This is a genomic window from Azospirillum sp. TSH64 (assembly GCF_003116035.1).
In the GTDB taxonomy this organism is placed as follows: domain Bacteria; phylum Pseudomonadota; class Alphaproteobacteria; order Azospirillales; family Azospirillaceae; genus Azospirillum.
Map to the genome: position 1 here is coordinate 41,287 of NZ_LGQW01000001.1, position 13,463 is coordinate 54,749.

Sequence of the window (13,463 nt, forward strand, 5' to 3'; positions counted from 1 at the left end):
GCCGCCCGCAGCCGGCTGCGCAACACCGCCCCCCAACCACCCACGAGGCGCGCCAGCACGGCGCTGTGTCACACGCAGCCGACAGCGGCCCCAACGCACCGCCACCACTGCTGACCGACGAGAGCCGTGATCGTCGAGGGCGGCGGGGTCTCGCCACCGTTCCACGGAACACGCAAGACGGTGAGCGAGACCCTGTGTTCCCCTTTCCCACCCGGTCCGGTGGCACGCAGGGGCTGGCTAGCCCCGAACTCCCCCGATCCCGTCCACGGGGCCGGGGGTGACCCCTAGGCCGTAGACTCATAATCCCTGGCACCATAGCCTGACGGCGACGAGCTTCACGGCCACCAGGAAATTTTCGGGTCGTTTGTCGTATCGGGTGGCGATACCTCTGAACTGCTTGATCTTGTTGAAGAACCTTTCGACAAGGTTCCGCTGACGATAGACCCAGGACGAGAAGACGAAGCTGCCCTTGCGGTTGGTTTTGGGCGGAATGTTGGCCCAAGCCTTCCGCCCGGCGGCTTTGGCGCGGATGGCATTGCTGTCATAGCCTTTGTCGGCCAACAGGATGGCCCCCTCGCCAAGATCCTCCGTCAGGGCGTCGGCTTCGGTGCAGTCGGCAACCTGCCCGGCAGTCAGGCGCAGACGGACGGGGCGGCCTTCCGCATCGACGAGCGCGTGGATTTTGCTGGTGAGGCCCCCACGGGAACGTCCCATGCCGCCATCGTCTCCAGCCCCCTTTTTCCCGTGGCAGCGTGCTGGTGCACGCGAACACAGCTGCTGTCGATCATCACGATGTCGCCGTCGTAGGCTGCCGATACCGCTTCCAGAAGCCGATCCCAGACCCCGGCCTTCCGCCATCGCACGAACCGGTTGTAACAGGTCGTCGAAGGACCATACCGTTCCGGTATCTCCGCCCAGGGCGATCCGGTGCGGAACCGCCACAGAATACCATTCAGAACCCGGCGATCATCCACACGCCGCACACCGCGCGGCTTGTTCGGCAGTAGCGGCGATAGGATCGACCATTCCTGGTCCGTGAGTTCGTCGCGGCGGCGCGTCATCAAGGGCTCCTTCGGGAAACCCTTGAATCACGACACCACTCTCTAGGCCAAGACGATTTATGAGTTTACCGCCTAGTTTGGCGCCACAAGCCTGATCCGCTGTTTAGACTTCGCGCACCTGCGCTCCATCGTCTTCGCCCGGATGCTGCCGAAGATCGCCAACGACTGGCGCCGCGAGGAGGTGGAAGCGCTGATGACGGGCGCCGGCCTGGAAGACGTGCAGCTCGCCTGGGTCAACGAGATCTCCTGGGCGGCGACCGGCCGAAGGCCGCAGGGGAAAAATCCCGGAGGCCACAGGAGTAAGGTCCCTAAGGTCACAGGGGTAAATCAAAGAAGTGAAAGCGGCAGCCCTTTATTGCTGACGGCCGGGGTCTTGGGTTAAGAAGCCCCGGTTCCGCGCCACCGGTCATTCGCGCGGTCAAGCGTTGTGGACCAAGCGTTGGGGGTTGCCATTTCCGAGTTCTCGCCGGCCTTCGTCCAGGCCTACAACACCGGTGCGGCGCTGTTCCAGGCCGGCCGTTTCGACGAGGCGGCCACCGTCTACCGCCGCCTGATCGACGAAAACCCGGACATTGCGGCACCGCGTGGCGCCACCCTGCATGGTGCGCTGGGCCTGTGCCTGCGCGCCTCCGGCCGGCCGGCCGAGGCGATGGAACCGCTGCGCCAGGCACTGCGGCTGAAGCCCGACCATCTGGACGCGCTGAACGCGCTGGGCGGCATTCTGCTGGACCAGCGCCACATCGAGCATGCGCTGATCGCCTTCCGCGAACTGGCGAGGCTGAAGCCCGACTATCCGGGGGCGCTGCTGACGCTAGGCAACCTGTTCATGTTCAGCGGCGACGGCGCGCGGGCGCGCGCCGTCTACCGGCTGGCGCTGGCCGTCGAGCCGGACGTGGCCGTCAATCACAACAACCTGGGCGCCGTCAGCCTCAGCCTCGGCCATCTGGCGGACGCGGCTCTGACCTACCGCCGGGCGCTCGCCATCGACGTCGGCAGGCCGGAATACCGCAAGAATCTCGGCACCTGCCTGCTGATGGCCGGCGACTACGCCAACGGCACCGTCGCCTATGAGGGCCGGCTGGAGCAGGGGGTCTGGCGCAAGCGCAACATGCCGGGCGTCCTGTGGCAGGGCCAGCCGCTGGCGGGCAAGACCCTGCTGGTCCATTTCGAGCAGGGGCTGGGCGATTCCTTCCAGTACATCCGCTATGCCGGCGTGCTGAAGCGGATGAGCGCACGGGTGCTCTACGAATGCCAGCCGGCGCTGAAGCGCGTGCTGTCGACCGCCCCCGACCTGGACGGGCTGTTCGCCTTCGGCGAACCGCTGCCGGCCTACGATTACCACATCTCGCTGATGAGCCTGATGAACCGGCTCGGCACCACGCCGGACAGCGTCCCCGGCGGCGTGCCCTATCTGCGGGCCGAGCCGCAGCTGCAGGCCGGCTGGGCGGAGCGGCTGGACCGGCTGGAGGGCGGCAATCGCCCGGCCTTGCGCATCGGCATCAACTGGCACGGCAACGAGACCGGCAAGTCGATCCCGCTGGAGTGCTTCGAGGCGATGGGGAAACTCTCCGGTGTCCGGCTCTACAGCCTGCAGAAGGTGTCGGGCCTCGACCATCTGGAGCGGCTGCGCGACCGGGTGGCGGTGACCGAGCTGGGAGCGGATTTCGACGCCGGACCGGACGCCTTCCTCGACACCGCCGCGGCGATGGCCAACATGGACCTGATCGTCACCTGCGACACCTCGGTCTGCCATCTGGCCGGCGCCATGGGGCGGCCGACCTGGGTGGTGCTGAAATGGTTCGCCGACTGGCGCTGGATGCGCGACCGCCTCGACAGCCCCTGGTATCCGACCATGCGCCTGTTCCGACAGGCGAGATCCAACGACTGGGCCGAGGTGATGGCCAGGGTGACGGCGGCCTTGGCGGCCGAGGCCGGAAACCGGACAGGCGTTCTCGCCGGGGAGGCGGGGCGATGACCCTGAACGAAGCGCTCCGGCTAGCGCTGGACCATTTCCGGGCCGGCCGTGCGGCCGAGGCGGAGCAGGTGTGCCGGGCGATCCTGAACGCCGTTCCCGACCAGGGCGAGGTTACCCAGCTGCTGGGCACGGTGGTGATGATGCAGAACCGCCCGCAGGAGGCGGAGACCATCCTGCGCCAGTCGATCGCGATTCGTCCCGATCTGTCCGACAGCCACAGCAATCTCGGCACCGTGCTGCAGTCGCTGGGCCGCATGGGCGAGTCCCTGGCCGCCCACGACCGCTGTGTCCAGCTGACCCCCGGCACGCCGGAGGGCTACGTCAACCGCGGATCGACCCGGCTGGCGCTTGGCGACCGCAACGGGGCGGCGACCGATTTCGCCCGCGCGCTCCGGCTGCGGCCGATCGACGTGCTCGCCGCCGCCAATCTCGGCGTGGCGCTCCGCGAGGGGCAGCGGATGGCCGAGGCGATCCGCGCCCTGACGCGGGCGCTGGTCATCGAGCCCGGCAATGGCGAGGCGATGCTCGGCTATGCCCACGCCCTGCGCGAACTGAGCCGCCTGGGCGAGGCGGAGACCGCCTATGCCCGCGCGGTGACGCTGACGCCGGCCAAGACCGAAGCCCTGTGCTACCACCTCTACCTCAAGCAGACGCTGTGCGCCTGGGGCGATTACGACCGGCTGTGCGCCCGGGTGAGGGAGACCATCGACCGCGACGGCGGCGTCGTCATCCCGCTGGCCACCCTGTCGATCGAGACCACGCCGGCCCAGCAGGACCGCTCGGCCCGGCTGTTCTACGACCGCCTGGTCAAGCGCGCCTCCACCCCGCCGATGCCGGCGCGGGCCACCCCCAGGCCCGACGGCCGGCTGCGCATCGCCTATGTCTCGGCCGATTTCCACGAGCATGCCACCGCCTATCTGGCGGCCGAGCTGTTCGAACTGCACGCCCGCGACCGCTTCGAGGTGCTGGCCTATTCCTACGGCCCCGACGACGGCAGCGCCATGCGCCAGCGGCTGGTGAAGGCCTTCGACCGCTTCCGCGACATCCGCAGCGTGCCGCTGGACGCCGTCGCCCGCCGCATGGCCGACGACGGCGTCGACATCATGGTCGACCTGAAGGGCTATACGAAGCAGACCCGGCTCGACCTGCTGTCGCGCCGGCTGGCGCCGGTCGAGGTCAGTTACCTGGGCTATCCCGGCACCATCGGCTGCCCGCACATGGATTACGTGATCGGCGACCGCTTCGTCACCCCGCCGGAGCACCAGCCCTTCTATGCCGAGCGGCTGGCGATCCTGCCCGACGCCTACCAGATCAACGACCGCCACCGCCCGCTGCCCGACGCGGTGCCGTCGCGGGCCGACTGCGGCCTGCCGGAGGACGGCGTCGTCTTCGCCGCCTTCAACACCGCCTACAAGATCAGCCCCGCCATGTTCGCCCTATGGATGCGCATCCTGAAGCGGGTACCGGGATCGGTGCTGTGGCTGTTCGAGGCCAACCCGCTGGCTGCCGGCAACCTGAAGGCCGCGGCCGAGGCCCAGGGCGTCGACCCGGCCCGGCTGGTCTTCGCCCCGCCCCGCCCGCTGGCCGCGCACATCGCCCGCTACCGCGTCGCCGACCTGGCGCTCGACACCCTGCCCTATACCGGCCACACCACCACCAGCGACGCGCTGTGGGCGGGCTGCCCGGTGGTGACCTGCCTGGGCGAGACCTTCGCCTCCCGGGTGGCGGCGAGCCTGCTGAACGCCGCCGGCCTGCCGGAGACGGTGACGCGGTCGCTGGCCGACTACGAGGATCTGGCGGTGGCGCTCGCCGGCGATCCCGACCGGCGCGCCGGCTTCCGCAAGCGGCTGGAAGAGGGTCGGATGACGGCGCCGCTGTTCGACAGCCGCCGCTTCGCCCGCAACCTGGAACACGCCTATCAGGTCATGTGGTCGCTGCACCAAGCCGGCCGGCCGCCCCAGGGGTTCATCCTGCCGGCCGGCTGAGCCCGGACCGGGACGAGGACACGTCCTTAGTCCCGGTCCGCTTTCCGCCGCAGGCCTATCTAAGCATGCATCGTCGCGCAACGACCGTGTTTCAAAGTTGCAACTTGATGCAAAATCCCTAACCAGGTCGTAAGCAACTTTGCTAGCATACCGCTTAAGGATATTCCTTTGTTGGTATGGCTGACGCAATGCCGAGAAATACTTTGGTCTCTAAATTTCTTTTGACCGTTTCCACATCCCCGACGGTCTACGGGTTGAGCCTGCTCCGGTGCGCTTCAACGCGCCATCGCCCTTGCCGCGGGCGGGCCGCCGTGCCGGGAGAGGCGCGATGAACGCGCTCAGTCCGTTCAGGGCCGTCGCCCAGGAGAGTGCCACCTACCAGGGCCGGCTGGAGTTCGTGACCAGCCGCAAGATCTACGGCTGGCTGCACAACCAAAGCAACCCTGCCAAGGAATGTCTGGTCGACCTGTACGTCGACGGCCGTTTTCTCGGCACCCATGCCTGCAACGAGCATCACAAGGCGCTGACCAACCTGTCCGGCCGCAACGGCTTTCTCGCTTTCAACATTCCCCTGCCCGAGGGCCTGCTGTCGACCGAGGACTGCTGCGTGGACGTCAAAATCCACGGGACGGCGGCGTCGATCCCGGGCGCTCCCCTCGTCACCAATCTCCGCCGGGCGGTTATCGACAAGGCGCTGTCCGGCATGACGCCGGAGCGCCAGGCCTTGTGCGTGAACGCGCTGTCCAAGGCGGCCAGCCAGACCAAGCGCGGACGCGACCGGGCGGAGGATGCGCGGCTGATCCGCCCCGCCGAGGGCTTCGAGGGGGCCGAGCTGACCGTCGGCGGTTTTCTGGCGCACCAGCTCCACCGCTTGCAGGAAGCGCCCAATTTCCATCTGCGCAGCGCCGCCGACCTGACCCGTTTCCTGGTGCTGCACGCCGAGCGCTTCGGCTTGGCCGATCATGCCTGGTGCCCGCTGCCGGCCGACGTGACGGCCTATCTGGCTTCGGGCGACGAGGACGCCGCCGGCAACTTCCGCTCGCGCCTGTTCTCGGCCTACCAGCCGGCGGCAGGAATGGCGGCGGACAGCGGGACGGACGCCTTGTGCGATCTGACCCACTGGATGTTCGGCAAGGCCCGCCTCCCCAAGCAGGCGTTGGCGCCGCGGCATGTGGAGGAGCTGAATGCACCGGCTGGGATCGACCGCCATGGGCTGATCTCGCGCTTTTACGCCGGCATGCATGGCCGCGACCCCGATCTCGCCGCCGCCTTCGATCTGCAGGACGACCGGACGCTGTTTCTTCTGCTGCTGGCGATCTCGCTGTGGCTGGTGCGCTGGAATCTCGACGATCTGTTCCTGACCCCGGAGGTGCGCGCCCTGCTGGACGCGCCGGTCCGGCATGAAGGGCAGGTCATGACCGGGCTTGCCTATTTCTACGCGCGGCTGGGCGTCCCGGGGGCGCAGAGCCTGAGCCTTTCGGCGCTGTGCCAGCGGCAGCGCGCGCCGGTGGTGCGCCACCTGCCGCGCACGGCCCAGGCCAAGGGCGTCAACCTGTTCGGCTATTTCGACGGCGGCACCGGCATCAGCCGCAACGCCCTGTTCTCCCGCGATATCCTGCAGGACACCGGCTTCGGCGTGACGATGCCGATGATGGCCGTACCCGGCCGCCACACCGGCGAGGAGCTCTACCCGGTCAACCTGATCCATTTCGGCCTGCTGGGCGCGCCGGGCGACATGATCAACCATGGGCTGGAACGCTTCGCCGGGGCCTACAACATCGGCTTCTTCCTGTGGGAGACCAGCACCCTGCCCCGCTCGGCCCATCTGACGCTGGAGCTGATGGACGAGCTGTGGACGATGTCGAGCTTCTGCGCCGACGCGCTGGCCCAGCATTTCAGCGGTCCCATCCATGTCGTGCCCAACTGCGTCGACGAGCGCGTGCTGAAGGCCGCCGCCGGCGAGCGGCCGAAGGCCGAACCCTTCACCTTCTATTTCTGCTTCGATGCCCGCAGCTGGTACACGCGCAAGAACCCGCTGGCGGTGGCCCGCGCCTTCCGGAAAGCCTTCCCCCGCGAGACCGGGGTGCGGCTCGTCCTGCGCATCCGCTATCGGCAGGCCAGCCGGGGCGTCGCCGACCTCGCCCACAAGCTGGAGCTCGACCGTCTGGTCGGGAGCGACCCCCGCATCCTCGTGCGCGACCGCGAGCTGTCATACGCCGATTCCCTGGCCGAGATGCGCGCTTGCGACGCCTATGTCTCGCTGCACCGGGCGGAAGGCTTCGGCTACACCATGGTGGAGGCGATGATGATGGGCAAGCCGGTCATCGCCTCCCGCTATTCGGCCAACCTCGATTACATGAGCGACGAGACCGCCTTCCTGGTCGGTGGCCGGGAACGCTATCTGGAGAGCGACGAATATCTCGGCGTCACCCCCGGCGCCCGCTGGTTCGAGCCCGATGTCGGCCTGGCCGCCGAGGCGATGCGGCAGGTGTGGGAAGATCGCGGCGAGGCCAGACGGCGGGCGACGGCGGGCATGGCCGTCGCCCGCAGCCGCTTTGCCCGCCCGGTGCTGCAAGACCTCTATGCCTCCCGGATTCATGCCTTGTTGGAAAGCGGCGTCTCAGCCATGGCGGAGGCATGATCGCCCGACAAGCCCTGCGACCGCATGCCGCAGGGTGGCTCCCCGGAGCCCGCCATACCCTGCCAATTCAAGATGAGACTTGGCGGAAGCCTCTTTAATCCTTCGCTCCGCGCCTCTCCCCCACCTACAGCGGCTCTCTCATGCTCCCCCGCCCTGCAAACACAATATCCTTAACCGAAGATTGAGAAATCTATATTTGGTGCGCTTGTATTGTCACATGAGTTATACAACCACACAATAAGGTTGATTTTCTTTTTGTCCTTTGGCTATAGACCGATCAGGAGTTACCCTGATATTCCATTTGGCGTTCCCATCCAAGGTTGGGGACTCGGAATAGGAACTTGGCACTGACTGCCACGGCTGGATCAGAGGTGATGGAGGTCGGTCACTGCATCCTCCGGTATGTCATCCGGAGGGATCGGGCCTGACCGTCGGGATGGGGAAGATGGGGATGGATGGCGGTCTGAAGCTGGTTGGGAACGCAGCGGCGCCGGCGCAAGGCCGGGGCACCGCGGCGCGCACCAGCCTCGAGGATGCGTTCAACGGCTATCGCCTCTTCTTCGGCCGCCAGCCGGCCAGCGTCGAGGAGATCACCGCCGCCACCGGCTGCACTCTCGGTGAATTCCTCGGCCTCTACCTGATGCGCAAGGAGTTCCTCAACGGCGTCGTCGCCAACCTCACCGGCACGGCGGTGCTGCCGCACATCGTCCTGGCACCGGCGCCGGACGAGGCCTTGAGGCACTGGGCGCTGGACCGCCTGCCCCTGTCGGCCGCCGCGCGCGAGCGCCTTGCCACCAGCCGTTCCTGGCGCTTCTGGCTGCTGACCATCCTGCGCGACGACGGCTTCCGCGCCGGCTTGCCGGCCGGGGTGGGCGACTGGCTGGCCGGCTGCGGCCTGGAGGGCCGGCTGGCGGCGCTGGAGCTCGCCCCCACCCGCCGCCTGATCGGCGAGCTGTCGCACAGCGGAGCCGGCACCGTGTCGGGCTGGTGCGCCAACGCCAGCGATTTTTCCGAGCGCATCGTGCTGGAGTTGACGCTCGGCGGCCGCTTCATCGGCGCGGCGTGCTGCGACCGCTTCGTCCCCGGCCTGGGCGAGCGCATCGGCAGCGGCGGCGAGCACGGCTTCAGCTTCGACATCCCGACGGCCCATGCCGACCTCGCCGCCCGCGGCGCGATGCTGCGGGTCTGCGACGCCCAGTCCAAGGCCCCCTTCGGCAGCGACCTCTACGTCAAGAGCAATTTGCCGGCCGCCCTCGACGAGCTCGGCCAGATGCTGGCCGCCATCCAGTCGGTGAAGGAAACCCTCGCCAGCCTGGAGCGGCAGCTTCCCCATGCCCTGCGCAATATCAGCCCGCCGCTGTCGGCCTATGGCAGCCTGAAGGCGCAGGGACTGCTGGCCTGCCACCGCCCGCCGGCCGGACAGGCCATTCCCGCCGCCGCGGCGGACGTCACCGTCAACCTCATCCTGTGGCCTCATCCTGTGGACGGGGGCGCCCTGGCGCCGGCGCCGCTGCGCCGCATGCTCGCCTCGCTGGCTGCGCAGTCGCATGGCCGCTGGATGGTGACGGTGCTGGACGATGATGACGGCGGCGACAGTGACGGCGGCGGCCTCGGCGACGAGGCGCGGGCGCTGCTCCGCCCGCTGGAGGATGCCGGCCGCCTGGTGGTCGCAGCCCCGGCGGCCCTGCCCCGCCTGCTGGCCGGCCATCCCGCCCTGGCGGCGGCCGGCGGCCATCTGCTGGTCGGCCGCGCCGGCATCCTGCGGCCGGACGCGCTGGCCGCCTTCCTCGGCGCGCTGGAGCCGGGGACCGCCGGCCGCGCCGCCGTCGCCTACAGCGACCATGACGTCGCCATCGCCGGCCGCGGCGGCAAGGCCGCGCAGCTCCTCCCGGTGTTCAAGCCGGACTTCGACCCGGTGATGCTGCTGGCCTACGACTATCTCGGCCCGATCGCCATGGTGGCCGCGGACGCGCTGCTGAAGGCCTTCGCCGTCGCCGACGGGGTGCCGCCGTCCGGGATGCACGACCTGATGCTGCGGCTGGCCGATTGCGCCGCGTCGGGCGGCATCCGCCACATCGCATCGGTGCTCTACGGGCTGGAGCAGGCCGTCGACCTGCGCGACCCCGCCGGCCTGCCCCGCCTGCTGGCCGGCGAGCCGGCGGCGGTCGAGGCCTGGGCCGGACGCCGCGGCCTGGAGCTGCGGGCGCGGCGGGCGCCGCTGGTCAGCGAGGATGGCGAGGCCGGCCAGACCCTGGTCGAGGCCTGCGACATCGAGTTCCCCGCGGCCGATCTGCCGCCGGTCAGCATCATCGTGCCGACCCGCAACTCTCCGGTCCTGCTGCGCAACTGCCTGGATTCCCTGCTGCGCACCCGCCAAGCCTATGGCGGGCCGCTGCAGATCCTGGTGATCGACCACGAGAACGAGGATCCCGACAGCGTCGGGCTGATCGCCGCCATGCGCGCCCAGCGCGGCGTCGACGTCATGCCCTATCGCGGTCCCTTCAACTGGGCGCTGATGAACAATCTGGCCGCCGCCCAGGCGAGCGGCGAGGTGCTGGTCTTCCTGAACGACGACGCCATGGCCGCCGACCCCCGCTGGCTGGCCCGCGCGGTGGCGACGCTGCGCCTGCCCGAGGTGGGGGTGGTGGGCGCGCGCCTGCTCTACGGCGACGGCAGCATCCAGCATGCCGGCGTGGTCACCAGCCAGGAGCAGGGGGCGGTGCATGAGGCGATCGGCGTGCGCGGCGACGAAGGCGGCTATCTCGGCCGCAACCTCGTGCTGCGCTCCGCCGCCGCGGTGACCGGCGCCTGCCTGATCACCCACCGGGCGGTGTTCGAGGAGGTCGGCGGCTTCGATGCCGGCTGGCCCGTCAACTGGAACGACATCACCTATTGTCTGGCGGCGCGCAAGGCCGGGCGGCGGGTGGTCTATGATCCCGCCGTCTGCCTGTACCACCATGAATCGAAGACGCGCGGATACCTGTTCGGTCAAGCCGCGCATGACGTCCATCAGAACGACCTGAACCGGCTGCGGGCCGACTGGTCGGAGTATCTGGAGGATCCGTTCCACAACCCGGCCTTCAACCGCATCGCGTTGCCCTTCGTGAGGATGACGCTGTGAGACGAAGCCATGAGGCGAGGGACAGGGTGCCGAATCCTCCAAGCCATCGGGCCTTCCCGATCGTGCACAAGCCTTGCCGGCCTCTCACGCAGCGTGCTCTAGGCCCGTGCCATTGGACATCCGCCTGATGGATGGTTCCGTGAACCCCATTTCCCCGGTCGAAATGTCGGAGAACACCGCCGAGCGCACCGGCGCGTCGGCGCGCCCGCGGCTGGGCGGGGTCGGGCAGACCATCTGGCTGACCCGACCCGACCTGCGCGCGCTGTGCGGGGACGACCTGGAACGCTTCGAATGGTGGCTGCTGCTGAACGGCGCGCGCGAGTACCGCGCGCTGGCGGAGACGGATTTTGCCGTCTCCCCGTATCTCCTGACCGAGCCGGCGGCGGAGGCTCTCCCGGAGGTGCGCCCGACGCTGACCCGCTTCATGACGCTGGTCCGGACCATGCGGCCCGACCTGCAGGACGCCTTCGACCTGCGGACGGTGGAGTGCCAGCAAGGCTTCGTCTGGTGGTATTTCATCCAGGGCTCGGCCGAACTGCGCCTCGGCCGTTTCGTCACCGAGGAGCAGAAGCGTTTCCTGAACGAGCCGGACGGGCGCGTCCCCGCCTTCGGCACCCTGGCGATCACCCGCCTGATGGTGCAGCTGTGGCTGCGGCGTCCGGACCTCCAGACGCGCTTTCCGCTGGATGCCCACAGCGGGCGCCTCGCCTTCCTGGTGTGGTACTTCACGCAAGGTCTTGCCGAGACGCAGCTGGCCGACATCGTTGATGCCCCCCAGGCGCGCGCCCTTCTCGTCCCCGTCCCCGGGGCTCCACGGCTGCCGCCGGTCCTGGCGATGATCTGGTCCAGCGACGCCGCCCTCCAGGCGCGCTTCGCGGACCCGCTCGGCCCCGAATTCGCTCGATGGGCGCGCATTGAGGGGCCTGACCATTCCCTGATCCTCAAGCGGCTGGCCGATATGGACATGCTGGACAGGGACATGCTGGACAGGGCCCCCCCGGCGACCATGAAGGCGCCTGCGGTCCAGGCGAGCCACCGCACTCTGCCGTTCGGCCTCAACCTGATCGGCTACGCCCGCGGGCAGTTCGGCATCGGCGAGGATGTCCGCATGGCGGCGCTCGCCATGCAGGCGGCCGGCATTCCCTTCAGCATCTACAATGTCGAGCCCGGGCGCGAGGTGTGCCAGGGCGACGACAGCGTCGATGCGCTGATCACCGACCGGCTTCCCTATGCGGTCAATTTGCTGTGCACGACCGGCATCGAGACCGCGCGCCTCGCCGCGGTGGAAGGATCGGCGCTGTTCGACGGGCGCCGCACCATCGGCTATTGGCCATGGGAGCTGCCGGAGTGGCCCAAGGAGTGGCACCATGCCTATGACCTCGTCGACGAGGTCTGGGGGTCGAGCCGCTACACCTACGAGGCCTTTGCCAAGAGCAGCCCGAAGCCGGTGCGGCACCTGCCCATGGCGGTTGCGGTGGACGCGACCGCGGGGCTGAGCCGGCGTGACTTCGGTCTGCCCGAGAACCGCTTCCTCTTCGTCTTTTCCTTCGACGTCCTGTCCAGCTTGGCCCGGAAGAACCCGCAGGCCTGCGTGCGGGCCTTCAAGCAGGCCTTCCCGCTTGGGCATGAGCCGGTCGGGCTGGTGGTCAAGGCGATGCGCGGGACGCCGGAGAACCCGGTTTGGCAGGCGCTTTTGGAGGAGGCCCGGGCCGACCGGCGCATCACCATCATCGACGAGACGCTGAGCCGGGGCGCGGTGCTCGACCTCTACCGGGCGTGCGATGCCTTCGTCTCGCTGCACCGGGCCGAGGGTTTCGGGCGCGGGATCGCCGAGGCGATGATGCTGGGCAAGCCGGTAGTCGTCACCGGCTTCTCGGGCAACATGGACTTCACGACACCGGGCAGCGCGGCGCTGGTCGACCACCGGTTGCGCCCGGTGTCGCCGCAGGAATACCCGTTCGCCGGCGGCCAGCTGTGGGCCGAGCCGGATGGAGCCCACGCCGCCTGGTGGATGCGGCGGCTGGTCGAGGATGATTGGCTGCGCCGACGGCTGGCCGAGCAGGGGCAGAGGCTGACGGCGGCGACCTACGCGCCGGCAGCGGTCGGCGCGGGATATGCCGCCCTGCTGGGCTGGTCGGCACAGGCGGGTGCGGTCCGATGACCGGGCAGATCAGGGGGAATGTGGTCGGGCTGGAGGATGTGATGGTGATCGCCACCGACGATGCCACCCTGGCCACTGACCACGCGCAGGACGTGAAGCACATCGTCGACCACCTCAAGGCCGAGCGGCGCGACGAGCACGCCCTGCACAAGACCGTGCACCGCCCCTGGGGCTCGTACCGTGGCAGCCGTTTCCAGGTCAAGCGGATCACCGCCAAGCCGGGCGAGCGGCTGTCCTTGCAGATGCACCAACACCGGGCGGAGCACTGGATCGTGGTCGAGGGTACGACGCTGGTCAGACGCGGGGAGGAGGAGATCTTCGTCTCCGGGAACCAGTCCGTCTACATCCCGATGGGAACGACGCACCGGCTGGAAAATTCAGGAAAGGTGCCACTACACTTGATCGAGGTTCAGTCAAGGGCTTATCTCGGCGAAGATGAAATTATTCGCTTAGACGATGGTTATTGGTCAAGGTTGGATACTTCGATCGTGATTTAATAATATTTCTCATTCCCGATTT

8 protein-coding genes are annotated in these 13,463 nt (G+C 68.5%); 7 read left to right on the forward strand and 1 reads right to left on the reverse strand.

Annotation, left to right across the window (positions count from 1 at the left end; all coding sequences use genetic code 11):
- Positions 1-297: 297 nt before the first annotated feature.
- Positions 298-1,061 (reverse strand): IS5 family transposase gene (locus TSH64_RS00135; protein ID WP_109095138.1). Its coding sequence is split into 2 segments (ribosomal slippage): positions 298-731 and positions 731-1,061, totalling 765 coding nucleotides; the frame shifts between segments, so codons are not numbered across the junction.
- A gap of 142 nt (positions 1,062-1,203) precedes the next feature.
- Here TSH64_RS00135 and TSH64_RS35745 point away from each other — a divergent pair.
- The 7 genes from TSH64_RS35745 to TSH64_RS00170 all read left to right on the forward strand — a co-directional run bounded on the left by TSH64_RS35745 (position 1,204) and on the right by TSH64_RS00170 (position 13,441).
- Complete coding sequence (locus TSH64_RS35745) at positions 1,204-1,443, forward strand: hypothetical protein (protein ID WP_199237384.1); 240 nt, start codon at positions 1,204-1,206, stop codon at positions 1,441-1,443.
- Positions 1,444-1,500: 57 nt separating this feature from the next.
- Positions 1,501-3,036 (forward strand): tetratricopeptide repeat protein, encoded by a 1,536-nt coding sequence (locus TSH64_RS00145; protein WP_247872671.1) that lies wholly within the window; start codon positions 1,501-1,503, stop codon positions 3,034-3,036.
- On the forward strand, positions 3,033-5,021 hold the full coding sequence (locus tag TSH64_RS00150; RefSeq protein ID WP_109095140.1) for a tetratricopeptide repeat protein: 1,989 nt from the start codon (positions 3,033-3,035) through the stop codon (positions 5,019-5,021). Before TSH64_RS00145 ends, TSH64_RS00150 begins: the two co-directional genes overlap by 4 nt.
- 328 nt (positions 5,022-5,349) lie before the next feature.
- A complete protein-coding gene (locus tag TSH64_RS00155; protein WP_109095141.1) occupies positions 5,350-7,662 on the forward strand; it encodes a glycosyltransferase family 4 protein in 2,313 nt (770 codons plus the stop codon).
- 451 nt (positions 7,663-8,113) lie between these two features.
- Positions 8,114-10,783: a glycosyltransferase gene (locus TSH64_RS00160; protein WP_109095142.1), complete on the forward strand. Its 2,670-nt coding sequence runs from the start codon at positions 8,114-8,116 to the stop codon at positions 10,781-10,783.
- A gap of 139 nt (positions 10,784-10,922) precedes the next feature.
- On the forward strand, positions 10,923-12,944 hold the full coding sequence (locus TSH64_RS00165; protein ID WP_199237385.1) for a glycosyltransferase family 4 protein: 2,022 nt from the start codon (positions 10,923-10,925) through the stop codon (positions 12,942-12,944).
- The gene (locus TSH64_RS00170; RefSeq protein ID WP_109095144.1) at positions 12,941-13,441 is read left to right on the forward strand and encodes a cupin domain-containing protein; all 501 of its coding nucleotides are present in this window, start codon (positions 12,941-12,943) and stop codon (positions 13,439-13,441) included. The genes TSH64_RS00165 and TSH64_RS00170 overlap by 4 nt, the downstream gene beginning before the upstream one ends.
- Positions 13,442-13,463: the final 22 nt, after the last annotated feature.